This is a genomic window from Mycobacterium sp. ZZG, assembly GCF_054786995.1.
On the sequence record NZ_JBTBFV010000062.1, the window covers coordinates 1 to 21,082 of the forward strand.

24 protein-coding genes and 3 tRNA genes are annotated in these 21,082 nt (G+C 67.7%); 15 read left to right on the forward strand and 12 right to left on the reverse strand.

From position 1 onward, the window contains the following. Positions 1 to 337: 337 nt before the first annotated feature. Positions 338 to 781, forward strand: a complete 444-nt coding sequence (locus tag ACXMYJ_RS24295) for a pyridoxamine 5'-phosphate oxidase family protein (protein WP_260755795.1) — start codon at positions 338 to 340, stop codon at positions 779 to 781. A gap of 3 nt (positions 782 to 784) precedes the next feature. On the opposite strand, the gene wzm is transcribed toward ACXMYJ_RS24295, so the two are convergent. The 4 genes from wzm to ACXMYJ_RS24315 are packed head-to-tail and all read right to left on the reverse strand — an operon-like array spanning position 785 to position 3,885. Beyond that, entirely contained in the window at positions 785 to 1,615 is an 831-nt protein-coding gene (wzm, locus tag ACXMYJ_RS24300; RefSeq protein ID WP_260755794.1) for a galactan export ABC transporter permease subunit Wzm/RfbD, read from the reverse strand. After that, positions 1,612 to 2,556 carry a galactofuranosyltransferase GlfT1 gene (gene glfT1 / locus ACXMYJ_RS24305; RefSeq protein ID WP_443188924.1) on the reverse strand — a complete coding sequence of 315 codons (945 nt, stop codon included), beginning with the start codon at positions 2,554 to 2,556 and terminating at the stop codon, positions 1,612 to 1,614. The genes wzm and glfT1 overlap by 4 nt, the downstream gene beginning before the upstream one ends. Further along, a complete protein-coding gene (wzt, locus tag ACXMYJ_RS24310) occupies positions 2,553 to 3,368 on the reverse strand; it encodes a galactan export ABC transporter ATP-binding subunit Wzt/RfbE (RefSeq protein ID WP_260755792.1) in 816 nt (271 codons plus the stop codon). Before wzt ends, glfT1 begins: the two co-directional genes overlap by 4 nt. Before the next feature lie 7 nt (positions 3,369 to 3,375). Next, positions 3,376 to 3,885 (reverse strand): bacterial proteasome activator family protein, encoded by a 510-nt coding sequence (locus ACXMYJ_RS24315; RefSeq protein ID WP_260755791.1) that lies wholly within the window; start codon positions 3,883 to 3,885, stop codon positions 3,376 to 3,378. Between the two features lie 411 nt (positions 3,886 to 4,296). On the opposite strand from ACXMYJ_RS24315, the gene ACXMYJ_RS24320 reads away from it, so the two are divergent. Then, on the forward strand, positions 4,297 to 5,493 hold the full coding sequence (locus ACXMYJ_RS24320) for a cysteine desulfurase-like protein (protein WP_443188926.1): 1,197 nt from the start codon (positions 4,297 to 4,299) through the stop codon (positions 5,491 to 5,493). Between the two features lie 6 nt (positions 5,494 to 5,499). On the opposite strand, the gene ACXMYJ_RS24325 is transcribed toward ACXMYJ_RS24320, so the two are convergent. After that, positions 5,500 to 6,477 carry an NAD(P)H-quinone oxidoreductase gene (locus tag ACXMYJ_RS24325; protein ID WP_460359076.1) on the reverse strand — a complete coding sequence of 326 codons (978 nt, stop codon included), beginning with the start codon at positions 6,475 to 6,477 and terminating at the stop codon, positions 5,500 to 5,502. A 77-nt stretch (positions 6,478 to 6,554) separates the two neighbouring features. Here ACXMYJ_RS24325 and ACXMYJ_RS24330 point away from each other — a divergent pair, with 77 nt between their 5' ends. The 3 genes from ACXMYJ_RS24330 to ACXMYJ_RS24340 all read left to right on the forward strand — a co-directional run bounded on the left by ACXMYJ_RS24330 (position 6,555) and on the right by ACXMYJ_RS24340 (position 8,580). After that, positions 6,555 to 7,067, forward strand: a complete 513-nt coding sequence (locus tag ACXMYJ_RS24330; RefSeq protein ID WP_260755788.1) for a MarR family winged helix-turn-helix transcriptional regulator — start codon at positions 6,555 to 6,557, stop codon at positions 7,065 to 7,067. A 10-nt stretch (positions 7,068 to 7,077) separates the two neighbouring features. Next, positions 7,078 to 7,164 (forward strand) — tRNA-Ser (locus tag ACXMYJ_RS24335). A 111-nt stretch (positions 7,165 to 7,275) separates the two neighbouring features. After that, positions 7,276 to 8,580 carry an MFS transporter gene (locus tag ACXMYJ_RS24340; protein ID WP_260755787.1) on the forward strand — a complete coding sequence of 435 codons (1,305 nt, stop codon included), beginning with the start codon at positions 7,276 to 7,278 and terminating at the stop codon, positions 8,578 to 8,580. Here the strand turns inward: ACXMYJ_RS24340 and ACXMYJ_RS24345 are convergent. Genes ACXMYJ_RS24345 through hisC form a run of 4 tightly spaced genes read right to left on the reverse strand, consistent with a single transcriptional unit; the run spans position 8,567 to position 11,410 of the window. After that, entirely contained in the window at positions 8,567 to 9,391 is an 825-nt protein-coding gene (locus ACXMYJ_RS24345; protein ID WP_260755786.1) for a crotonase/enoyl-CoA hydratase family protein, read from the reverse strand. The two genes, ACXMYJ_RS24340 and ACXMYJ_RS24345, sit on opposite strands and share 14 nt — an antisense overlap. Positions 9,392 to 9,402: 11 nt before the next feature. Then, a complete protein-coding gene (locus ACXMYJ_RS24350) occupies positions 9,403 to 9,849 on the reverse strand; it encodes a hypothetical protein (RefSeq protein WP_260755785.1) in 447 nt (148 codons plus the stop codon). Positions 9,850 to 9,867: 18 nt separating this feature from the next. Beyond that, positions 9,868 to 10,344, reverse strand: coding sequence for a DUF4334 domain-containing protein (locus ACXMYJ_RS24355; RefSeq protein ID WP_260755784.1), 477 nt, complete (start codon positions 10,342 to 10,344; stop codon positions 9,868 to 9,870). A 7-nt stretch (positions 10,345 to 10,351) separates the two neighbouring features. After that, a complete protein-coding gene (gene hisC, locus ACXMYJ_RS24360) occupies positions 10,352 to 11,410 on the reverse strand; it encodes a histidinol-phosphate transaminase (RefSeq protein ID WP_443188954.1) in 1,059 nt (352 codons plus the stop codon). Between the two features lie 83 nt (positions 11,411 to 11,493). On the opposite strand from hisC, the gene ACXMYJ_RS24365 reads away from it, so the two are divergent. From ACXMYJ_RS24365 to ACXMYJ_RS24380, 4 genes are all read left to right on the forward strand, one after another. Beyond that, a tRNA-Ser gene (locus ACXMYJ_RS24365) sits at positions 11,494 to 11,582 on the forward strand. Between the two features lie 34 nt (positions 11,583 to 11,616). Continuing rightward, positions 11,617 to 11,689: transfer RNA gene (locus ACXMYJ_RS24370), tRNA-Arg, on the forward strand. A gap of 109 nt (positions 11,690 to 11,798) precedes the next feature. Beyond that, the gene (locus ACXMYJ_RS24375; RefSeq protein ID WP_260755782.1) at positions 11,799 to 12,302 is read left to right on the forward strand and encodes a metallophosphoesterase family protein; all 504 of its coding nucleotides are present in this window, start codon (positions 11,799 to 11,801) and stop codon (positions 12,300 to 12,302) included. Beyond that, the gene (locus tag ACXMYJ_RS24380; protein WP_260755781.1) at positions 12,295 to 12,708 is read left to right on the forward strand and encodes an MmcQ/YjbR family DNA-binding protein; all 414 of its coding nucleotides are present in this window, start codon (positions 12,295 to 12,297) and stop codon (positions 12,706 to 12,708) included. The genes ACXMYJ_RS24375 and ACXMYJ_RS24380 overlap by 8 nt, the downstream gene beginning before the upstream one ends. A gap of 1 nt (position 12,709) precedes the next feature. On the opposite strand, the gene ACXMYJ_RS24385 is transcribed toward ACXMYJ_RS24380, so the two are convergent. Beyond that, positions 12,710 to 13,276, reverse strand: a complete 567-nt coding sequence (locus ACXMYJ_RS24385) for a cupin domain-containing protein (RefSeq protein ID WP_260755780.1) — start codon at positions 13,274 to 13,276, stop codon at positions 12,710 to 12,712. Positions 13,277 to 13,312: 36 nt separating this feature from the next. On the opposite strand from ACXMYJ_RS24385, the gene ACXMYJ_RS24390 reads away from it, so the two are divergent. Continuing rightward, the gene (locus tag ACXMYJ_RS24390; protein ID WP_460359077.1) at positions 13,313 to 15,190 is read left to right on the forward strand and encodes an alkyl/aryl-sulfatase; all 1,878 of its coding nucleotides are present in this window, start codon (positions 13,313 to 13,315) and stop codon (positions 15,188 to 15,190) included. A gap of 16 nt (positions 15,191 to 15,206) precedes the next feature. Here ACXMYJ_RS24390 and ACXMYJ_RS24395 read toward each other — a convergent pair whose 3' ends face one another. After that, complete coding sequence (locus tag ACXMYJ_RS24395) at positions 15,207 to 15,983, reverse strand: SDR family NAD(P)-dependent oxidoreductase (protein ID WP_260755778.1); 777 nt, start codon at positions 15,981 to 15,983, stop codon at positions 15,207 to 15,209. Positions 15,984 to 16,001: 18 nt separating this feature from the next. Here ACXMYJ_RS24395 and ACXMYJ_RS24400 point away from each other — a divergent pair, with 18 nt between their 5' ends. The 3 genes from ACXMYJ_RS24400 to ACXMYJ_RS24410 all read left to right on the forward strand — a co-directional run bounded on the left by ACXMYJ_RS24400 (position 16,002) and on the right by ACXMYJ_RS24410 (position 18,532). Beyond that, positions 16,002 to 16,610: a histidine phosphatase family protein gene (locus ACXMYJ_RS24400; RefSeq protein ID WP_260755777.1), complete on the forward strand. Its 609-nt coding sequence runs from the start codon at positions 16,002 to 16,004 to the stop codon at positions 16,608 to 16,610. Between the two features lie 10 nt (positions 16,611 to 16,620). Further along, positions 16,621 to 17,640: a phosphotransferase family protein gene (locus ACXMYJ_RS24405; RefSeq protein ID WP_260755776.1), complete on the forward strand. Its 1,020-nt coding sequence runs from the start codon at positions 16,621 to 16,623 to the stop codon at positions 17,638 to 17,640. A 79-nt stretch (positions 17,641 to 17,719) separates the two neighbouring features. Next, positions 17,720 to 18,532, forward strand: coding sequence for a transglutaminase-like domain-containing protein (locus ACXMYJ_RS24410; protein WP_260755775.1), 813 nt, complete (start codon positions 17,720 to 17,722; stop codon positions 18,530 to 18,532). A gap of 1 nt (position 18,533) precedes the next feature. On the opposite strand, the gene ACXMYJ_RS24415 is transcribed toward ACXMYJ_RS24410, so the two are convergent. Further along, complete coding sequence (locus ACXMYJ_RS24415) at positions 18,534 to 18,896, reverse strand: LapA family protein (protein ID WP_260755774.1); 363 nt, start codon at positions 18,894 to 18,896, stop codon at positions 18,534 to 18,536. Between the two features lie 104 nt (positions 18,897 to 19,000). Here ACXMYJ_RS24415 and ACXMYJ_RS24420 point away from each other — a divergent pair, with 104 nt between their 5' ends. Both ACXMYJ_RS24420 and ACXMYJ_RS24425 read left to right on the forward strand, forming a co-directional pair. Beyond that, on the forward strand, positions 19,001 to 19,951 hold the full coding sequence (locus ACXMYJ_RS24420; protein WP_460359078.1) for an ABC transporter substrate-binding protein: 951 nt from the start codon (positions 19,001 to 19,003) through the stop codon (positions 19,949 to 19,951). Between the two features lie 16 nt (positions 19,952 to 19,967). After that, positions 19,968 to 21,080 carry an ABC transporter ATP-binding protein gene (locus tag ACXMYJ_RS24425; protein WP_260755772.1) on the forward strand — a complete coding sequence of 371 codons (1,113 nt, stop codon included), beginning with the start codon at positions 19,968 to 19,970 and terminating at the stop codon, positions 21,078 to 21,080. Positions 21,081 to 21,082: the final 2 nt, after the last annotated feature.

Sequence of the window (21,082 nt, forward strand, 5' to 3'; positions counted from 1 at the left end):
TCGAAGCCCAGGGCCACCGCGTGGTGGTCAACCGGCTGTCGAACGCCCCGCTCAGTGAGGCCAGTGTGGTCGGGATCCACAAGGGCGGCGACATCCGCTCCACGGTCCGCGACTACCGCTACGACCGCACTTTCCAGAACACCACCACAGGCAGCGTCTACTACGTCGACGTCCGCTGAGCACGACAATCAGATCGGGTCCGCTGAGCACGTCCGCCGAGATCGCATCCAGCGCGGGAAGACGCGCGAAACCACCGCGTGGAATGCGATTTCGGCGGAGGTGGGGAAGTGCCTTTGGACCCTAGGAGCGGCGCGCGGCGGCGGCGACGATGGGAACCATGGACGCGACAACGACCCCGGACGCCCCGGTCACCGAGCTCACCGAGACCGAGAGCTGGCAGCAGCTCGGCAGCGTGTCACTGGGCAGGCTGGTGACCACCGTGAACGGCTGGACCGAGATCTTCCCGGTCAACTTCGTCGTGCAGAACCACACGCTGCTGTTCCGGACCGCCGAGGGCACCAAACTGCTGACCGCCGCGCTCAACGAGTACGTGCTGTTCGAGGCTGACGATCACAACGCCGTCGAGGGCTGGAGCGTGATCGTGCGGGGCAAGGCGCTCCTGCTGTCGACCTCCAACGAGATCGCCGAGGCGCGCCGTGCCGGGCTCTACCCGTGGATCGCGACGCAGAAGGAGCGGTTCGTACGCATCACGCCACAGTCGATGACGGGCCGGCGGTTCGTCTTCGGTCCCGAACCGGACGGCACCGCCCTGGTCAGCTGACCGTCACACCCAGTAGGGCACCCGCGCGCGGTACTGGCGCATCGCCAGCGCGGCGAAGCCCCAGCCGACGACGGTCAGCACCAGCACCACCACCCAGTGCCGGAGCTCCTGGTCGGCGCCCAGCAGCGGGGCGCGCACGATGTCCAGGTAGTGCAGCAGCGGATTGAGCTCGACGATCTTGGCCCACCCGCCCGCTCCCTGGGCCTGCAGTGTGGACTCGTTCCAGATGATCGGCGTCATGAAAAACAACAGCTGCACCAGGCTGCCGAGCAGCGGGCTGATGTCGCGGTATCGGGTGGCCAGGATGCCGAAACACAGTGCGACCCAGACGCAGTTCAGTGCGATCAACACCAGCGCCGGGATCACGGCCAGGTCGGTCCACGACCAGGGCTTCGGATAGATGATCGCGATGATCACGAAAATGATGATGTTGTGCGCGAACAACAGCATCTGCCGCCACACCAGCCGGTAGACGTGCACCGACAGCGGGGTCGGCAGCTGCTTGATCAACCCCTCGTTGGCGACGAAGACGTCGGCGCCTTCAAGAATGGAGGCGTTGATCAGGTTCCAGACGATCAGCCCAAGTGTCACGTACGGAAGATGTTCGGACAGCTCCAATTTGAACAGCATGGAGTACAGCCCGCCCATCGCGACCGCGGTGGTTCCGGTGGCGATGGTGATCCAGAACGGGCCCAGCACCGAACGCCGGTAGCGCTGTTTGATGTCCTGCCAGCCCAGGTGCAGCCACAGCTCCCGCTTGCCGAACCCGGCGACCAGATCGCCCCACGCCCGACGCAACGTCCGGGACTGTGCGGCGGCATCCATGATCGTCATTCGCTTTTCCCGTCGCTTCGCTCGCCCTGGAACTTTCGCTCGCCCTGGTGTGGTCCGAATCTCTCGCGTCGGCCCAAGCGCTGCAGGCGAATCCACTCCCGGAACCCAGCCGGGTCGCGCCGGGACACCAGGAAGTACCACCCGAAGCGAAGCAGCTCCTGGGGGAGCAGTTTGCGCAAACCGGGCTGCGACAGCACGAAGCCGCGGTTGCGGTAGGTGTAGAAGCGCTTGGTGTCGTTGTCGGGGTACTGGGTGTGCATCCGGCCTCCCAGGATCGGCTTGAATTCCTCTGTGCCGCAGGGATGCAGGTAGCTGGTGAGTAGGGACGTGCCGAACGGCAGACCCGAGCGAACCAGCCTGCGGTGCAGTTCGACCTCGTCGCCGCGGATGAACAGCCGCAGGTCGGGCACCCCCACCGCCTCGACGGTCGAGGCGCGGAACAGCGCCCCGTTGAACAACGACGCGATGCCGGGCAGCAGGTCACCCTGACCGTCCACCTGCAGCTCGCTCACCAGCCGGCGCCACTTCAGGCCGCGGCGCAGCGGGAAGGCCAGCCGGTCGGGGTCGTCGAGGTTGCACACCATCGGAGACACCTCGGCCAGGCCGTGCTCGGTCGCGCACGCCAGCAGGGTGGCCAGCACCTCGTTGTCCCCTGGCCGGCCGTCGTCGTCGGCCAGCCAGATCCAGTCCGCGCCCAGGCTCAGCGCGTGCAGCATGCCGAGGGCGAAACCGCCCGCGCCGCCGAGGTTGCGCTTCGATCCCAGGTAGGTGGCCGGGATCGGTTGTCCGGCAACAAGATCCCGTACGTAATCGTCGGCGTCGTTGTCGACCACGATCAGGTGATCGGGCCGCCTGGTCTGTGAGGTCAGCGCGTCCAGCGACTTGGCCAGGTCGTCAGGACGGCGATGGGTGACTACGACGGCAACAACTTTCTCGGTCATGCAGACCGGTTCTCCCGCGCGTTCTCCTCGAGCACCTCGCGCACGTGCCGGGCGGCGTCCTCGCCTTCGTAGGCGCGGACGACGTCCTCGATCTCGCCCTCCATCTTGATGGTGCCGTGGTCGATCCACATCGCGGTGTTGCACAGGCGGGCCAGGAACTCGTTGGAGTGGCTGGCGAACACCAGGATGCCTGACCGTGCGACGAGGTCGGCCAGCCGCGACTGCGCTTTTTTGAGGAACTCCGCATCGACGGCCCCGATGCCCTCGTCGAGCAGCAAAATCTCCGGATCGATGCTCGTCACCACGCCCATGGCCAACCGCACCCGCATGCCGGTGGAGTATGTGCGCAGCGGCATCGACAGGTAGTCACCGAGTTCGGTGAACTCGGCGATCTCGTCGATCTTGCTCATCATCTGTTTCCGCGTCTGCCCGAGAAAGAGCCCGCGGATGATGATGTTCTCGAAGCCGGAGATCTCGGGGTCCATCCCGACGCCCAGATCGAACACCGGCGCCACCCGGCCGCGCACCGTGGCCACGCCCCGGGTCGGTTCGTAGATGCCCGACAACAGCCGCAGCAACGTCGATTTGCCGGCCCCGTTATGCCCGACCAGGCCGACCCGGTCGCCCATCTTCAGCGACATCGTGATGTCGCGCAACGCCTCGATGACGACGACGTTGGACGCGTTGCGCCCGATCGTCCCGCCGGCCTTGCCGAGGAAGGCCTTTTTCAACGACCGCGTCTTGGCGTCGAAGATCGGGAACTCGACCCACGCGTTGCGGGTCTGGATGTAGGGCTCGGTGCTACTGGTCACGCGGCTCTCACAAGTACTGGCCGGTGCCGTGTCCCTGGCCGCCACGCTGACCGGGCATCGCCATGCCGGGTGGCAGGGCGCCCTGACGCATCTGCTCGAGCTGCTGCCGGGCCGCCATCTGCTGGGCGAACAGCGCGGTCTGGATGCCGTGGAACAGGCCTTCCAGCCAGCCGACCAGCTGAGCCTGGGCCATGCGCAGCTCGGCGTCCGACGGGACGGCGTCCTCGGTGAACGGGAGGGTCAGCCGCTCCAGCTCGTCGCGCAGTTCGGGGGCCAGCCCCTCCTCAAGCTCCTGGATGCTGGTGCGGTGCACATCGCGCAGCCGTTCGCGGCTCGCCTCGTCCAGCGGAGCCGCCCGCACCTCCTCCAGCAGCTGTTTGATCATCGTGCCGATTCGCATCACCTTCGCGGGCTGCTCGACGAGGTCGGACAACGACTTGCCGTCGGATCCGCGCTCTGCCTCGATCTCGCCCTCGCCGATGACCTCGATGTTGTCGTCGTCGCTGTTGATAGACATGCCCCTAAGAGTGCCCCAGTATTTCTCACTTATTGCGATCGGGCTCCGCCTCACGTGAACGAGAGACCTCGCTGTCGTCGTAGATCTTCTCCCACGCGCCCGATTTGTCCAGTGACGGCGCAAGCGCACATGCGAAGGATCTACACGGCGTGCGGATCGCCTGGATGTCGCCGAATCTACTTCCGCAAACTCGTGTTCCCGGTGCGGCAATGCTTGGCGTGCTCCAGTCCCCTCACCAGCAACGATGACAGCGGTAGCGCTCCGCGACTGTCGGCGGCTCGACTAGTATGGCTGCGCAGATGGCCCGCGCCGGTGTAGACGCGGGCGGCAACAGCGAGGTCGGGCAGCCGCCGGGACGCCTCGAATTCGGGCGGAACGGCGAAGTTCCAAGGCGCACTAAGGTGGTCTGGCATGGCATACGACGTCGCCCGGGTGCGCGGACTGCACCCCTCACTGGGCGATGGCTGGGTGCATTTGGACGCCCAGAACGGCATGTTGCTGCCCGATTCCGTGGGCCGTGCCGTGTCCACCGCGTTCCGTGGATCGATGCCCACCACCTCCAGCGCGCACCCCGCCGCGCGGCGCAGCGCGGCCGTCCTGGCCGCCGCCCGGCAGGCCGTGGCCGATCTCGTCAACGCCGACCCCGCCGGTGTCGTGCTGGGCGCCGACCGTGCGGTCCTGCTGACCTCGCTGGCCGATGCCGCGTCGGCCCGGGTCGGGCTTGGTTACGAACTGGTGGTCAGCCGCCTCGACGACGAGGCCAACATCGCCCCGTGGCTGCGCGCCGCCAACCGGTTCGGCGCGAAGGTCAAGTGGGCCGAGGTCGACATCGAGACCGGGGAGCTGCCCTCCTGGCAGTGGGAGGGGCTGGTCACCCGGCCGACCCGACTGGTGGCGATCACGTCGGCGTCGTCGACGCTGGGCACGGTCACCGAACTCAGCGAGGTGACCAAGCTGGTGCACGAGGTCGGCGGTCTGGTGATCGTCGACCACTCCGCGGCAGCGCCCTACCGCCTTTTCGACTTCGACGAGACCGATGCCGACGTGGTGGCGGTCAACGCGCTGGCGTGGGGCGGCCCGCCGATCGGGGCGCTGGTGTTCCGCGACCCGTCGACCATCGACGCGTTCGGCTCGGTGTCGCTGAACCCGTACGCGAGCGGTGCGGCGCGCCTGGAGCTGGGATCGCACCAGTTCGGGATGCTGGCCGGGGTGGTGGCCAGCATCGAATACCTTGCCTCCCTTGAGGATTCGGCGCAGGGATCGCGGCGCGAGCGGCTTTTGGTGTCGATGCAGTCGGCCTCGGTGCACATGGGCGCGCTGTTCGAGTACCTGTTGACGTCACTGCGGTCGCTGCCGACGGTCACCGTGATCGGCAATCCCGAGGTGCGGATCCCGGTACTCAGCTTCGCGATCGACAACGTGCCCGCCGAGCGGGTGGTGCAGCGGTTGGCCGACAACGGCATCCTGGCGATCGCGAACGTGAGTTCGCGGGTGCTCGAACTCATCGGCGTCAACGACATCGGCGGCGCGGTGACCATCGGGCTGGCGCACTACAACACCGCGGCGGAGATCGATCAGCTGGTGCGCGCGCTGGCGTCGCTGGGCTGAAATCGCCTAAACATCAACGCGCAGAATCACTTTCCCGGATACGTCGCCGGATTCCAGGAGTTCGTGGGCGGCCTGGGCCTCGGTGATCGGAAACTCGGCGCCGATGACGGGTCGCACCTGCCCGTCGGCGATCATCGGCCACACATGCGCGGTGACCTCGGCGACGATCTCGGTTTTCCCGCCGGGCCCGTCCACCGGCCGGGAGCGCAGGGCGGTCGCGATCACGCTGCCGCGTTTGGCCAGCAGCTTGCCGATGTTCAGCTCGGCCTTGGCGCCGCCCTGCATGCCGATGATCACCAGCCGGCCGCCGGGGGCGAGCGCGTCGATGTTGCGGTCCAGATACTTCGCGCCGATGATGTCGAGGATCACGTCTGCCCCACCGGCGTCGCGGACCACGTCGACGAAGTCGTCGTCGTGGTAGTTGACGGTGATGTCGGCGCCCAACTCGGCGCACAGATCGAGTTTGTTGGGCGAACCGGCGGTCACCGCCACCCGGCAGTTCAGTGCCTTCGCGACCTGGATGGCGTGTGTGCCGATACCGCTCGCACCGCCGTGGACCAGCAGAAGTTCAGGCGCGGCCAGGCCGGCCGTCATGACCACGTTCGACCACACCGTGCACGCCACCTCCGGCAGTCCGGCCGCGTAGGGGAGCGGGACACCCTGCGGGACGGGCATCACCTGACCGGCCGGGACGGCGACGAACTCGGCGTAGCCGCCTCCGGCCAGCAAAGCGCACACCGGTTGCCCGGTCGACCACTCGGTCACACCGTCGCCGACCTCGGCGACGATGCCGGACACCTCCAGCCCGATGATCTGACTGGCTCCCGGCGGGGGCGGATACTTGCCGGCCGCCTGTAACAGGTCCGCGCGATTGACGCCGGCGGCATTAACCTGAATGAGAACTTCCCCCGCGGCAGGGGCGACGTCTGGGACAGACTGCCAGGTCAGCTTGTTCGAGGAGTTGTCCGCCACGATCGCATGCATTCATACAAGGCTACTACGCTGGGAAAACTGCCATATTTTTCTCCCCCGGCAACGCTTCAGGGGCCTAGTATGTGCACATGGAGGGGATCATCGGGGGGCGCACGGCGAGTGATACGCCTGGCCTCGACATAGCTGAGCAACGGGCGTGGCAAAACTTTCTGGACGCCGCGCTGCGAATGTACGCGACCATGAACCGGTCGCTCACCGACGAGCACGGGCTGACACTCAACGACGTGCGGCTGCTCGACATGCTGGCCAAATCACCGACCGGGTCCGCCCGGATGGGTGATGTCGCCGAGGCGTTGATGTCGCTGCCCAGCCGGGTGACGCGTCAGATCCACCGTCTGGAGGTGCAGGGGCTCGTCAGCCGCGGCGCCAGTCCGGACGACGGACGTGGGGTGCTCGCAAGCATCACGCCGGAGGGGAGAATGGCGTTGTCCACCGCGATGCAGACCTATGGCGCCGCGGTGCGCGCGCACTTCCTGGACCGGCTGAGCCGCCCACAGGTCACGGCGATGGGCGAGAACTGCCGCCGGATCAGCGTCGGCCTGAAGAACGGCGCGCCGCACGCCAAGATCGGCCGCGTCTAGACTGTCCCGCGGTGGCGTGGCAGAGCGGCCTAATGCACTCGCCTTGAAAGCGAGAGACGGCTAACACCGTCCGGGGGTTCAAATCCCTCCGCCACCGCTCATGCCCGCCTGGGGAGGGGGTCCCCCGATCGGCGGACACGACGTTCCCCCGACGGCTCCACCGATCACCGGATATGCCGAGCGCACCGGGACGAGCAGCATCGACGCCATGGCAACAGTGGTGACCGACCGCGCCGAGGCGCAGACGCAGAACCTGCGGCAGATCGCGACGGCAAGCTACGTCGGCTCGGCGATCGAGTTCTACGACTTCTTCATCTACGGCACCGCCGCCGCGCTGGTGTTTCCGACGGTCTTCTTCCCCGAACTGGGCCACGTCATGGCCACCACAGCGTCGCTGGGTGCGTTCGCGGCGGCGTTCCTGGCCCGTCCCCTCGGCGCCGCGGTGTTCGGTCACTTCGGCGACCGGATCAGCCGCAAGCAGACCCTGGTGGTGACGCTGCTGCTGATGGGGTTCGCCACCGTCGGCGTCGGGCTGATTCCGAGCACGGCCAGCATCGGTGTCGCGGCACCGCTGCTGCTGATCGCGCTGCGGCTGGTGCAGGGTTTCGCCGTCGGCGGTGAGTGGGCGGGCGCGGTGCTGATGACGGCCGAGCACGCACCCGAGGAGCGGCGTGGTTTCTACGGCATGTTCACCCAGCTGGGTCTCGGCACAGCGCTGGTGCTGTCGAATCTGGTCTTCCTGGTGGTGCACCTCGGCTTCGGCGGCGCCAATGAGGCGTTCCTGCAATGGGGTTGGCGGATCCCGTTCCTGCTCAGCGCCGTGCTGATCGCCACCGCCTTGTTCATCCGGCTGCGGATCCGGGAGTCCCCGGTCTTCGACGAGGCCGAGACGCAGCAGGGCGCGCCGCTGGCGGAGCTGATCCGCCGGCAGGGCCGTCAGGTGCTGCTGGCCGGGGGTGCGGCGATCTGCGCTCCGATGCTGGTGTTCCAGGCGGGGACGTTCTTCACGCATTACGCCGCTGAGCACATGGACTACTCGGCCAACCTGGTGCTGCTGGTCAACGTGATCGGCGGGCTGTGCGCCGTCGGCTTCGCGGCCGTCTGGGCCGTTTTGTCCGACACCTACGGCCGACGCCGGGTGACGGCGCTGGGCTACGCGCTGGCCGCGCCGTGGGCGTTCGCGGTGTTCCCGCTGATCGCGACCGAGGACCACGTGGTGTTCGGCGTGGCTATCGTGCTCACCTACGCGTTGATCGGTGTCTGCATGGGTCCGCTCGCGGCGTTCCTGCCGGAGATCTTCGCCGCCCGCTACCGCTACACCGGTGCGGCGCTGTCACACACCCTCGGCGGAGTCATCGGCGGCGCGCTACCGCCGGTGATCTCGCCGATGCTGATGGCGACGTACGGCGGCGCGGCGATCGCGCTGATGATGGGCGGCCTGGCGGTGGTCAGCCTGGTCTGCGTGACGGCGCTGCCCGAAACGGCGCAGCGCCGACGCCCTACTCGCCGGTGAAGTTCGGCGGCCGCTTCTCGAACATCGCCGTGATGCCTTCGGTGAGGTCCTTGGACGGCAGGAAGGCCGAGTTCCATGCCGCGACGTAGCGCAGGCTGGCCGCCACCTGGGCGGTGCGCTGCTCGTCGAGCACGTCTTTGATGCCGTGCACAGTGTGCGGCGGGTTGGCGGCGATCTCCGCCGCGGTGGCCCGTGCGGCGGCCAGTGATGCCTCGGCGTCGGGGTAGACATCGTTGACCAGGCCGATCTTGTCGGCGCGGGCGGCGTCGATGTCCCTACCCGTGAGCGCCAGCTCGCGCAGATGCCCGTCGGACAGGATCAGCGGCAGGCGCGCCAGAGAGCCGACGTCCGCGACGATCGCCAGCTTGACTTCGCGCACCGAGAACTTCGCGTCGCTGCTGGCGTAACGGATATCGACCGCGGAGATCAGGTCTACACCCCCGCCGATGCACCAGCCGTGCACCGACGCGATGGTCGGGGTGCGGCAGTCGGCGACCGCGGTGATCGCGTACTGCATGGTTTTGAGCTTGGCATGGAAGTCGGCGCGTGGCTTCGACGACGACGCATCGGCCATCATCGAGCCGAGCGTGTCACCCATCGCGGCCAGGTCCAGGCCGTAGCTGAAATTCTTGCCCGAGCCGGTCAGCACGATCGCCCGCACCTGAGGGTCGGCGTCGAGCTCGTTGAACACCACCGGCAGCTCGGCCCAGAACGCCGGGCCCATCGCATTGCCCTTGCCGGGCCCGATCAGCGTGACCTGCGCGATGTGATCGGCGATGTCCACGGTCATCGATTCATAGGAGTTACCCATGACCAGAGAGGTTAGCCGCCGCCCAACAGGACGTCGGCGACGACTGCGCTGGGCAGGAACTGGCAGGCCGCGTCAGCCAGGATCTGCCCGACGAACTCGCCGTCGGGGCCCAGCGGGTTGCCCTCCTGGGACAGGATCTCGCGCACCACGGCCACCCGGGTGGGTTCGTCGAGGCCACTGAACTCCTCGCACGTCATCGTCAGCGAGTTGGCGGGCGCCGGCACCTGCGGGACGTCGGTGTTGCGGGTCGGAAGCGGCAGATTCGGGATCTGGATGTCGGGGATACCCGGGATGCCGGGGCTGCGGCTGGTGGTGGTCGGAGATGACGTCAGCGGCGGGCCGGGCTGCGTGGTCTGCGCGACGGCGCCCTCGGTGGTGCGCTGACAGGCCGTGGTCACGCCCAGGACGACACCCAGACCGACGAGCGTCGCAGCCGTGATCCGCGCGTGCGTCTTCATCCTGGCCACGATATGCGGCTACACCCGTTCCAGGTAGAAGTACAGGTGGCGGGGCGTGCCCGAGTTGGTGTCGAGGGCGCCCTTGCCGTTCATGATGCCGATGACGGCGTTGTCATCGACGACCTTGAAGTGGTCATGCACCGGCCTTCCGTCGTAGACCATCGTCGCGACCACCTCACCGCGGAACTCCTCCATCCAGAGGCTGGCCTCGCCGTTCATCGCCTCGGTGTTGGAGAACTTGGCGCCGTCGGCGTCCAGGCAGACCAGGGGCTTGGCATCGGTTGCCGAGTGGAACGTCTTGCCGAACCAGTTCAACTTCTTCATGAAGCCGTTGGCCTTGTGTCCGGTGTCGAACTCGCCGCCCTTCCATTCGCCGATCATGAAGTCGATGGTCGCCGGCGCCAGGGTGGCCCAGAACGCGTCCAGTTCGGCATCGGCGATCCGGTCGGTGCGCCCGGTCAGCTCGGTGAAGGTCTTGCGGGGGTCGGTGGTCATCTGTCTCCTAAACGAGGTGGGCTGCCCAGCGCCCGGCGAAGTCGAGGAAGGCGTCGTTCTCCTCGGGGGCGGCGACGGTGACACGGACGCCGTCCTCCCCGTACGGACGCACGATGATGCGGTCGTTGGCGGCGTCGGCCGCGAACTCCTGCGCCCGCCCGACCAGCGGCAACCACACGAAGTTCGCCTGCGAGGGCGGCAACTCGTAGCCGGCCCCGCGCAGCGCGGCGCTGACCCGCTCGCGTTCGGCGACCACGGCGTCGGTGCGTTCCAGCAGTTCGTCGGCGGCGTCCAGGCATGCGATGGCCGCGGCCTGCGACACGCTGGTGGCGGTGAACGGCACGTACACCTTCGACAGCGCGGCGACGATGTCCGGATCGGCGACGGCGTAGCCGACCCGCAGCCCGGCCAGCCCGTAGGCCTTCGAAAAGGTGCGCAGCACAACGACATTGCTGTGCGCCCGGACGAGCCCGAAACTGTCGGGCACGAGCCCGTCGCGGATGTACTCGATGTAGGCCTCGTCGAGCACCACCAGGATGTGCGGTGGCACGGCCTCGATGAACCGCGCCAGTGCGTCGGGGTCGACGACGGTGCTTGTCGGGTTGTTCGGGTTGCACACGAAGATCAGCCGGGTGCGGTCGGTGATCGCGGCGAGCATCGCGTCGAGGTCGAAGGTGTGGTCGGTCAGCGCCACCTGCACCGGGGTCGCGCCGGCGGTGCGCACCTGCAATGGGTAGATCTCGAAGCTGCGCCAGCCGAAGAGCACCTCGTCACCGACGGTGGACGTGATCTGGATCAGCTGCTGGCACAGGCTGACCGATCCGCTGCCGACGGAGATATTCTCCGGGGCGAATCCGACGTATTTGGCGAGACGCTCCCGCAGCTCGACGTAGCCGTTGTCGGGGTAGCGGTTGATGCCATCGATCGCGTTCTCGATCGCGGCCCGCACGCTGGGCAGCGGGCCGTGGACGGTTTCATTGCTGGCGATCTTGATGGCGCCGGGCACCGTCCTGCCCGGCGCGTAGGCGGGCAGATCGGCGAGTTCGGGGCGCAGACGGGCGGACACCTGAACAGTTTAGGGCCCGTCCGGAGCTGCTTTGCTTCCCGCGGCGGGGCCTGTGTACTCTCATCCAGCGGCGGTAAACGTCGGGAGGCGTGCCAGAGCGGCCGAATGGGACTCACTGCTAATGAGTTGTCCCCCTTACAGGGGACCGGAGGTTCAAATCCTCTCGCCTCCGCTGTTCGTCATAACTGAATATGCAGTACAACCATGCGCCCGTAGCTCAACGGATAGAGCATCTGACTACGGATCAGAAGGTTAGGGGTTCGAATCCCTTCGGGCGCGCTTACTACCAGCGACAACCGTGTGGCTCTGACGACCGTGGGATCCGTGCACGCTTTCCGCCGAATCCGCGTACCTATGGCCCACGCTCGCCCCCGCTAAAGTCGGGTTCGTGCGCCTTCTGCTGATCGCCGACACGCACCTGCCCAAACGCGCCAAAGATCTGCCGCCCACAGTGTGGGACGCGGTGGACGAGGTCGACGTGGTGATCCACGCCGGAGACTGGGTCGAGCCGGATCTGCTCGACACGCTCGAGGCCCGAGCCGACCGACTGGTCGCCTGTTGGGGCAACAACGACGGACCGGAGCTCCGGCGCCGGCTGCCCGAACGGGCCGACGTGGTGCTGGAGGGCCTGAAGTTCACCGTCACCCACGAAACCGGCGCCGCGACGGGACGGGAGGCGCGGCTGGCCCGCGACTACCCGGACACCGATGTGCTGGTGTTCGGCCACAGTCACATCCCGTGGGACACCACCGCCAAAACAGGGCTGCGCCTTCTCAATCCGGGGTCGCCCACCGATCGGCGCCGTCAGCCCTATTGCACCTACATGACCGCGACGGTGCATTCCGGCGCACTGCATGACGTCGTCCTACACCGGCTGCCGCGTCGTGCGTGACCGTCCCGCCACCGTCGCGGACGTCCACGAGATCGCCGCGTCGATGCCGCACGTGACCCGCGTCGAGGGACCGAAGGGGCAGAACCCGATCTATCAGGTGGGGGGCAAGTCGTTCGTGTACTTCCGCACACCCCGGCCCGACGCGGTCGACCCGGACACCGGTGAGCGCTACACCGACGTCATCATCATCTGGGTCGAGTCCGAGGACGACAAGCTCGCCCTGACGCAGGATCCCGATTCACCGTTTTTCACCACCGACCACTTCGCCGGGCACCTCTCGGTGCTGGTGCGCGCCGGCCGCTTGGGTGAGGTCAGCGTCACCGAGTTGCGGGAACTGATTCAGGACGCGTGGCTGTCGCGGGCCTCGCAGCGGCGCGCCGAGAAGTGGCTCGCAGAACAGGGCTGACTCAGCCGGGCCGGCTGACGTCGGCGTGGTGGGCGCCGCACACAAACAGGGCGAGCCGGGCCGGGGTGTCACCCGGATTGCGCCACCGGTGCCGGGTCCCGTTCTGTACGACGGTGTCTCCCGGTTGCAGCGTCACCTCGGCGCCGTCGTCGAGCTCGAGGATCACCGTACCTTCGAGCACCACCTCGAAGTCGATGGTGTCGGTGGTGTGCATGCCGGGATCCTCGGGATCCATGTAGCCGAGCAGCCCGGGCAGCTTCTGCTCGGCGTCGGCCAGCGCCGCCTCGGCGTCGATCTGGCTGGGGTCCCCTGTCGCCGTCGCATGCGGCGGCAGCGTGAACATCGAGAAGCGGAAGCCCCCGACGGGCGGAAAATACGTGTGCCACTGCGGCATCGAGCCGTCGTCGGGGAATCGGGGTGCTTCGTTGCCGCCCCACAGCAGCGTGAACTCGGAGCCTGGGAGCAGCATCGGCACGCGGGGGGCGACCTTCTCGTCGCTGACGAACACTGACTTGCCGGACGCATCGTGTCCGGTGACGACTCGGCGGATGTCCATTGTGTCAGTCAAGCATCGAAACCGCGCCTGACGTGGCAGTCTCGCGATATGAACAGCAAGCCGCCGACACCGACGATCGAAGACGCGCACCGGGTGCACCGCGAGACCCTTCCGTTTGACGACACCCGGGATTTCGCCGACGCCGACCGGGGCTTCATCGCCGCCCGGCAGCCCTGCGTCATCACCGCCGCTGACGGACGCGTGGTGTGGGACAACGACGTCTACGGGTTTCTGACCGGAGACGCCCCGCCCACGGTGCACCCGAGCCTGTGGCGCCAGTCGACGCTGGTGGCCAAGCAGGGGCTCTACGAAGTGGTCACAGGCATCTACCAGGTGCGGGGATTCGACCTGTCCAACATCACCTTCGTCGAGGGTGACACCGGCATCATCGTGATCGACCCGCTGGTGTCCACCGAGGTGGCCGCCGCCGCGCTGGCGCTGTACCGCGAACACCGCGGCGATCGCGAGGTCCGGGCGGTCATCTACACCCACAGCCACGTCGACCACTTCGGCGGGGTACTAGGGGTGACCTCGCAGGCCGACGTCGACGCCGGCAGGGTCGCGGTGCTGGCGCCCGAGGGATTCACCGCCCATGCGGTGCAGGAGAACGTGTATGCCGGCACCGCGATGACCCGCCGCGCCGCCTACATGTACGGCACGGTGCTCGAGCGCGGGCCGCAGGGGCAGGTCGGCTGCGGGCTCGGCCAGACCCCGTCGACGGGTGAGGTGGCGATCATCGTGCCGACGGTCGACATCCGCGAGACCGGCGAGGTGCACACCATCGACGGCGTGGAGATCGAATTCCAGATGGCGCCGGGCACCGAGGCGCCGGCCGAGATGCACTTCTACTTCCCGCGCTTCCGGGCGCTGTGCATGGCCGAGAACGCGACGCACAACCTGCACAACCTACTGACCCTGCGCGGCGCGCTGGTGCGCGATCCGCACGGCTGGGCCGGGTACCTGACCGAGGCGATCGACACCTTCGCCGACCGCGCCGACGTGGTGTTCGCATCGCACCACTGGCCCACCTGGGGCCGCGACCGGATCGTGGAATTCCTGTCGCTGCAACGGGATCTGTATTCCTATCTGCACGACCAGACGCTGCGCCAACTCAATCAGGGGTACACCGGCATCGAGATCGCCGAGAGCTTCACGATGCCGCCCGCGCTTGAGCAAGCCTGGCACGCCCGCGGCTACTACGGGTCGGTCAGCCACAACGTCAAAGCCGTCTACCAGCGCTACATGGGCTGGTTCGACGGCAACCCGGCCCGGCTGTGGCCGCACCCGCCGGAGGCCATCGGCCCGCGCTACGTCGCGGCGATGGGCGGGATCGACCGCGTCGTCGAGCTGGCCCGACAGGCGTTCGACGACGGTGACTTCCGTTGGGCTGCCACGCTTCTCGACCATGCGATCTTCACCGACGAGAACCACGTCGGCGCCCGCGAGCTGTACGCCGACACCCTCGAGCAACTGGCCTACGGCGCCGAGACGGCGACCTGGCGCAACTTCTTCCTCGGCGGCGCGACCGAGCTGCGGGACGGCAACTTCGGTACCCCGACCCAGACCACGTCGACATCGATGGTGGGGCAACTGTCTCCAGAGCAGATGTTCGACGTGGTGGCGATCAGTGTGAACGGGCCGCGGGCATGGGATCTCGACCTCGCCATCGACGTCACTTTCCTTGACGTGCAGACCAACTATCGGCTGACCCTGCGCAACGGGGTGCTGGTCTACCGCAACGTTGCCGCGGACGAGGCGACGGCCCAGGCGACGGTCCGGTTGGCGAGCAAGCTGCGCCTGCTCACGCTCGCCGCCGGTGACAACACCTCGCCTGGTCTCGAAATCAGCGGGGACGCAGGCGTTCTCACCGCTTTGTTGTCGGCGCTCGACAAGCCGGACCCGGACTTCAACATCATCACGCCGTGACTCCCGCGGCGGCCCGCTAGGGGATGCCGCCGTCAGCGCGGATGATCGAGCCCGAGGTGAAACTCGACGCATCCGACATCAGGAACAGCGCGGCGCCGACGATCTCGGCGGGCTGGCCGGCCCGCTGCAGGGCGCTGCGCGCGAACGGGTTGGTGTCACCATCGGTGAAGGTCCAGGCATCGCTGATGTCGGTCAGGAACGGCCCGGGCATCAAGGTGTTCACCCTCACCGTCGGACCGTAGGCCAGCGCCAGAGCCTCGGTCATCGCATTCAGCCCAGCCTTCGACGCGGCGTAGGGGACGAACGTCGGGTGCGGTCGCAGCGACCCGTGGGTGCTGACGTTGATGATCGAGCCGCCGCCGTCGGCGAGCATGCGATCACCGACGAGCACCGACAACCGGAACGGGCCCTTGAGGTTCAGGTTCACCACCGAGTCGAACAGCTTCTCGGTGACCGACGACAACGACTCGTACAGCGGGGACATCCCCGCGTTGTTGACCAACACGTCGACCTTGCCGAACCGGTCGTAGGCCACGTCGACCAACCCGTCGAGCTCATCCCACCGTCCGACGTGCACCGCGTACGGGTATGCGGCCCGGCCGGTCCCGGCGGTGACGGCCTCGGCGGTGGCCACGCAGGCGTCGTACTTGCGGCTGGCGATGACGACGTCCGCCCCGCAGCGGGCCGCCGCAAAGGCCATCTCCCGTCCCAGACCCCGGCTGCCGCCGGTGATCAGCACCACCCGGTCGGTCAGATCAAACAGCCGGCCGGCGAATCCACCCGCATCGGTCACGGGCCATATGGTGTCACGGTGCAACTGCTTCTGGTCCGACACGCGCTGCCCCGGCGAAGCGAACCCGGGCAAGGCTCCGATCCGCACCTGTCCGAAGAAGGCGTCGAACAGGCCAAACGCCTGCCCGACGCGCTGGCCCGGTTCCCGATCACGCGACTGGTGAGCAGCCCGCAGATCCGGGCCGTCGAGACCGGGCGGCCGGTGGCCGACGCGCTGGGACTGCCCATCGAGGTCGACGAGCGCTTCGCCGAGTACGACCGCGACTTGGAGCACTACATCCCGATCGAGCAGATCGCCGCCGAGAACCCGCAGGAGCTGCAGCGTCTCATCGACGGGCACCTGCCCAGCGCCGTCGACGAGGACGAGTTCCTGGCCCGCGTCAACGCCGCCGTCGACGACGTGGTGGCCGCCTCCGAGCACGACGACACCGTCGCGGTGTTCAGCCACGGCGGAGTCATCAACGTGATCCTGCACCGAGTGCTGCGGACCGAGCGGTTGCTGTCGTTTCACGTCGACTACGCGTCGGTGACGCGGCTGCTGTCGTCGCGCACTGGGCGGATGGGCGTGGCGGGGGTCAACGCCACCGAACACGTATGGGACTTATTGCCCAGAAATCAGCGATGGTAGGAAAGTCAGCGTGACTGACCTCGAAGGCCTCGATCTTTCCGCCCTGGACCGGCACCTGCGCGAGGTCGGGGTGCCCCGCAGCGGTGACCTGCGCGCCGAGCTGATCTCCGGCGGCCGCTCAAACCTGACCTTCCTGGTGGCCGACGACGCCTCCCAGTGGGTGCTGCGCCGCCCGCCGCTGCACGGCCTGACCCCCTCGGCGCACGACATGGCCCGGGAGTACCGGGTCGTCGCCGCGCTGGCCGACACCGCTGTCCCGGTCGCGCGCGCGGTCACGATGCGCGACGATGCCTCCGTGCTGGGGGCGCCGTTCCAGATGGTCGAGCACGTCGCCGGCCGGGTGGTGCGCCACACCGACCAGTTGAAAGCCCTCGGCGACGAGGTGGCGATCGAGGCGTGCGTCGACGCGCTGATCACGGTGCTCGCCGACCTGCACGCGGTAGACCCGGACGCGGTCGGGCTGTCGGACTTCGGCAAGCCGAGCGGCTATCTGGAACGCCAGGTGCGGCGCTGGGGTTCGCAGTGGGACCTGGTCAAGCAGACCGATGACCCGTGCGACGCCGACGTCCGGAAGCTGCACCGGCGTCTCGGCGAAGCCCTGCCGCAGCAGAGCCGCACCTCGATCGTGCACGGCGACTACCGCATCGACAACACCATCCTCGACGCCGAGGACGCCACGAAGGTCGTCGCGGTGCTGGACTGGGAGATGTCCACGCTCGGTGACCCGCTCAGCGACGCCGCGCTGATGTGCGTGTACCGGCACCCGACGTTCCACCTGGTGCATGCCGACGCCGCGTGGGCGAGCGAACTGATCCCGAACGCGGACGCGCTCGCCGAGAAGTACTCCCGGGCGGCCGGCCAGCCGCTGGACCACTGGGACTTCTATATGGCGCTGGCCTATTTCAAGCTCGCCATCATCGGTGCAGGCATCGCCTACCGGGCCCGCGAGGCCGGCGTCGTCGACGACACCGACAAGGTGGCCGAGGCCGTCGGCCCGCTGATCGCCGCGGGGCTCTCCGAGCTCTGCTGACGCCGAGGTTTCGCCGCAGGTCGGCGGCGGGTAGAGGGAGGCGTGCTCCAACCATGCCCCCGATGCGCCCCGCACGACGATGAAACGTGACGTCGGCGCGGAACTCGACGTCGAGATCACCGAGCCCACGACGCTCGAATTCCAGATCGCCGTAGCGCCCCAGCCGGGTGCCGAGGTCACCGAGTCACTGTCGTTCACGTTGAACGGCAACGAGATTCCAGACGCCCGGATCAACCAGATCGCCGGCGACCACGGCAACCGCATCCACAAACTCGACGCGCCGGTCGGCAACCTCAAGGTCAGCTACCGGGCGAGCGTGGTCGGACAGGCCGACCCGGCGCCGGTGCGCGACCTCGACCTGTCCATGTATCTGCGGCCCAGCCGGTACGCCGAAGCCGACAAGTTCTTCGGTTTCGCGGGCACAGAATTCGGTGACGTCGACGACCCCGTCGTGCTGCTGGCGAAGGTGTCGTCCTGGGTGGGTGCCCGGCTGAGGTACGTGCCGGGGTCCAGTGACCCGATCGACGGTGCCGCGGACACGCTGCTGGCCGGTTCCGGGGTGTGCCGCGATTACGCGCACCTGGTCATCGCGCTGCTGCGGGCGGTGAACGTGCCCGCCCGGCTGGTGTCGGTGTACGCGCCCGGGTGCCACCCCATGGACTTCCACGCCGTGGCCGAAGCGTTCGTCGACGGTCAGTGGCACGTCGTGGACGCCACCTGCCTGGCGCCGCGGCAGTCGATGCTGCGCATCGCGACCGGGCGGGACGCGGCAGACACCGCCTGGCTGGACAACCACGGGGGCGCGATGACGGTCAACGCGATGGAGGTGTTCGCGACCGTCGACGGCGAGCTGCCCCGTGACCGCATCGAGCAGTTGGTGTCGATCCGGTGAGCTACACGCCGCCCTTGAGGTTCCTCTTGGCGGCGCGGCGCAGTTGGAACATGCGCACCGCACCCACCGCGACCGTCACCAGGCCGCCCGCCACGGCGGCGAACAGGATCGCCACACCCAGCGGCAGGCTCCAGTGCCAGCCGAGGAAGGCTAACTCCACGGACTCGGTGTTCTGCGCGATGAAGACCAGCAGCACGATCAGGATGAGGAATCCCAATGTGAGTGCCGCCCACAGTGCGGCGGCGCGGGTGCGGTGCACCGCGGACTTCGGCGGCGGCGGTGGCGGTGGCGGGGTCCCCATCGTGGGGGTCCCGGGCGCGTCGAACGCCGGCTGGTCGGCTGACGCGAACGGATCGCTGGACATGGCTCCATCTTTGCCCTAATGCGCTTTGAATGAAACCACTTCACCGGTGACGTAAGGTCGGCGAAGCCCTTCTCGCAGGCAGGCGAGAGTGAAAGGACGGTCGGATGAACTGTTCCCGACGAATCAGGCGCGCCGCTGTCGCGGTTGCCGTAGCCGCACTCACCCTGATGGTCGCGGCGTGCGGCAGCTCCAATCCACTCGGCGGCGGCGACATCTCCGGCGACCTCAGATCGATCAAGGTCGGTTCCGCCGACTTCACCGAGTCGAAGATCCTCGCCGAGATCTACGCCCAGGCGCTGGAAGCCAACGGGTTCTCCATCTCCCGCCAGTTCGGGATCGGCAGCCGTGAGACCTACATCCCCGCGGTGCAGGACCATTCGATCGACCTGATCCCGGAGTACACCGGCAACCTGTTGCAGTACTTCGACGCCGAGAGCACCGCCACCACCCCCGACGAGGTGTTGCTGGGCCTGCTCAAAGACCTCCCCGGCGGTTTGTCGATCCTCTATCCGTCGCCGGCCGAGGACAAGGACACCCTGGCGGTCTCGGAGCAGACCGCGCAACGCTGGAACCTCAAAACCATCGCCGACCTGGCGGTGCACTCGCCGGAGGTGAAAATCGGTGCGCCATCGGAGTTTCAGACCCGCCAAACCGGGCTGGTAGGACTCAAACAGAAGTACGGGCTGGACATCGCGCCGGCCAACTTCATCGCGATCAGCGACGGGGGAGGCCCCGCGACCGTCAAGGCGCTGACCGACGGAACCGTCACCGCGGCCAACATCTTCAGCACCTCACCGGCGATCGAGCAGAGCCGGTTGGTGGTGCTGGAAGATCCGAAGAACGTCTTCCTGGCGGCCAACGTGGTGCCGTTGGTGGCCTCGCAGAAGATGTCCGACGAACTGAAGACCGTGCTCGACGCCGTCAGCGCGAAGCTGACCACCGAGACGCTGATCGAACTGAACACCTCGGTGGAGGGCAATCAGGGGGTCGACCCCGACGAGGCGGCGGCGAAGTGGATCTCCGACAACGGCTTCGATCAACCGATCGGGAAGTAGGGGGCGGGAAACTCACGTGATCACCTTCGAACACGTCACCAAGAAGTTCCCGGACGGCACCGTGGCAGTCGACGATCTGACGCTGAACATCCCCGAAGGAACGCTGACGGTGTTCGTCGGCCCGTCGGGCTGCGGCAAGACCACGTCGATGCGGATGATCAACCGGATGATCGACCCCACCTCCGGTGTCCTGACCGTCGACGGCAAGGACGTCACCAAGGTCGATCCGGTGAAGCTGCGACTCGGCATCGGCTACGTGATCCAGAGCGCGGGGCTGATGCCGCACCTGCGGGTGGTCGACAACGTCGCGACGGTACCGGTGCTGCAGGGTGAATCCCGGCGCAGCGCACGTAAATCCGCGCTCGCTGTGATGGAACGTGTCGGGCTGGACCCCACACTCGCCGACCGCTACCCGGCTCAGCTCTCGGGCGGTCAGCAGCAGCGTGTCGGGGTGGCCCGGGCGCTGGCCGCGGATCCGCCGATCCTGTTGATGGACGAGCCGTTCAGCGCGGTCGACCCGGTGGTCCGGGAAGACCTGCAGACCGAGATCCTGCGGCTGCAAAGCGAATTACGCAAGACGATCGTGTTCGTCACCCACGACATCGACGAGGCGATCAAGCTCGGCGAGAAGGTCGCGGTGTTCGGCCGCGGCGGGGTCCTGCAGCAGTACGACGCGCCGGCTCGGCTGCTGTCCAATCCGGCCAACGACACCGTCGCCGGATTCGTCGGTGCCGACCGCGGATACCGCGGCCTGCAGTTCTTCCACGCGACCGGGCTACCGCTGCACGGCATCCGCCATGTCGGTGAACCCGAGATCGACGACCTGGTACTGAGGCCGGGAGACTGGGCGCTGGTGACCCGGCCCGACGGCACCCCGTACGCGTGGATCGACGCCGCCGGTGTCGAACTGCACCGCAGCGGGAGTTCGTTGTACGACAGCACCATTGCGGGTGGGTCGCTGTTCCAGCCCGACGGCACGCTGCGGCAGGCGCTGGACGCGGCGCTGTCCTCCCCGGCCGGGCTCGGGGTGGCCGTCGACGACGGCGGCCAGGTGATCGGCGGGATGAAGGCCGACGACGTGCTCGCCGCGCTGGACGCACAGCGCATCGCCAGGCAGGCCGGGGGCTGAGC

Excerpts from the sequence above, each read along its gene's own strand:
- ACXMYJ_RS24295 (WP_260755795.1), top strand. The coding sequence starts at position 338 with ATGGACGCGACAACGACCCCGGACGCCCCGGTCACCGAGCTCACCGAG.
- wzm (WP_260755794.1), bottom strand. The coding sequence starts at position 1,615 with ATGACGATCATGGATGCCGCCGCACAGTCCCGGACGTTGCGTCGGGCG.
- glfT1 (WP_443188924.1), bottom strand. The coding sequence starts at position 2,556 with ATGACCGAGAAAGTTGTTGCCGTCGTAGTCACCCATCGCCGTCCTGAC.
- ACXMYJ_RS24315 (WP_260755791.1), bottom strand. The coding sequence starts at position 3,885 with ATGTCTATCAACAGCGACGACGACAACATCGAGGTCATCGGCGAGGGC.
- ACXMYJ_RS24320 (WP_443188926.1), top strand. The coding sequence starts at position 4,297 with ATGGCATACGACGTCGCCCGGGTGCGCGGACTGCACCCCTCACTGGGC.
- ACXMYJ_RS24325 (WP_460359076.1), bottom strand. The coding sequence starts at position 6,477 with ATGCATGCGATCGTGGCGGACAACTCCTCGAACAAGCTGACCTGGCAG.
- ACXMYJ_RS24330 (WP_260755788.1), top strand. The coding sequence starts at position 6,555 with ATGGAGGGGATCATCGGGGGGCGCACGGCGAGTGATACGCCTGGCCTC.
- ACXMYJ_RS24340 (WP_260755787.1), top strand. The coding sequence starts at position 7,276 with ATGGCAACAGTGGTGACCGACCGCGCCGAGGCGCAGACGCAGAACCTG.
- ACXMYJ_RS24345 (WP_260755786.1), bottom strand. The coding sequence starts at position 9,391 with ATGGGTAACTCCTATGAATCGATGACCGTGGACATCGCCGATCACATC.
- ACXMYJ_RS24350 (WP_260755785.1), bottom strand. The coding sequence starts at position 9,849 with ATGAAGACGCACGCGCGGATCACGGCTGCGACGCTCGTCGGTCTGGGT.
- ACXMYJ_RS24355 (WP_260755784.1), bottom strand. The coding sequence starts at position 10,344 with ATGACCACCGACCCCCGCAAGACCTTCACCGAGCTGACCGGGCGCACC.
- ACXMYJ_RS24390 (WP_460359077.1), top strand. The coding sequence starts at position 13,313 with ATGAACAGCAAGCCGCCGACACCGACGATCGAAGACGCGCACCGGGTG.
- ACXMYJ_RS24410 (WP_260755775.1), top strand. The coding sequence starts at position 17,720 with ATGAAACGTGACGTCGGCGCGGAACTCGACGTCGAGATCACCGAGCCC.
- ACXMYJ_RS24415 (WP_260755774.1), bottom strand. The coding sequence starts at position 18,896 with ATGTCCAGCGATCCGTTCGCGTCAGCCGACCAGCCGGCGTTCGACGCG.
- ACXMYJ_RS24420 (WP_460359078.1), top strand. The coding sequence starts at position 19,001 with ATGAACTGTTCCCGACGAATCAGGCGCGCCGCTGTCGCGGTTGCCGTA.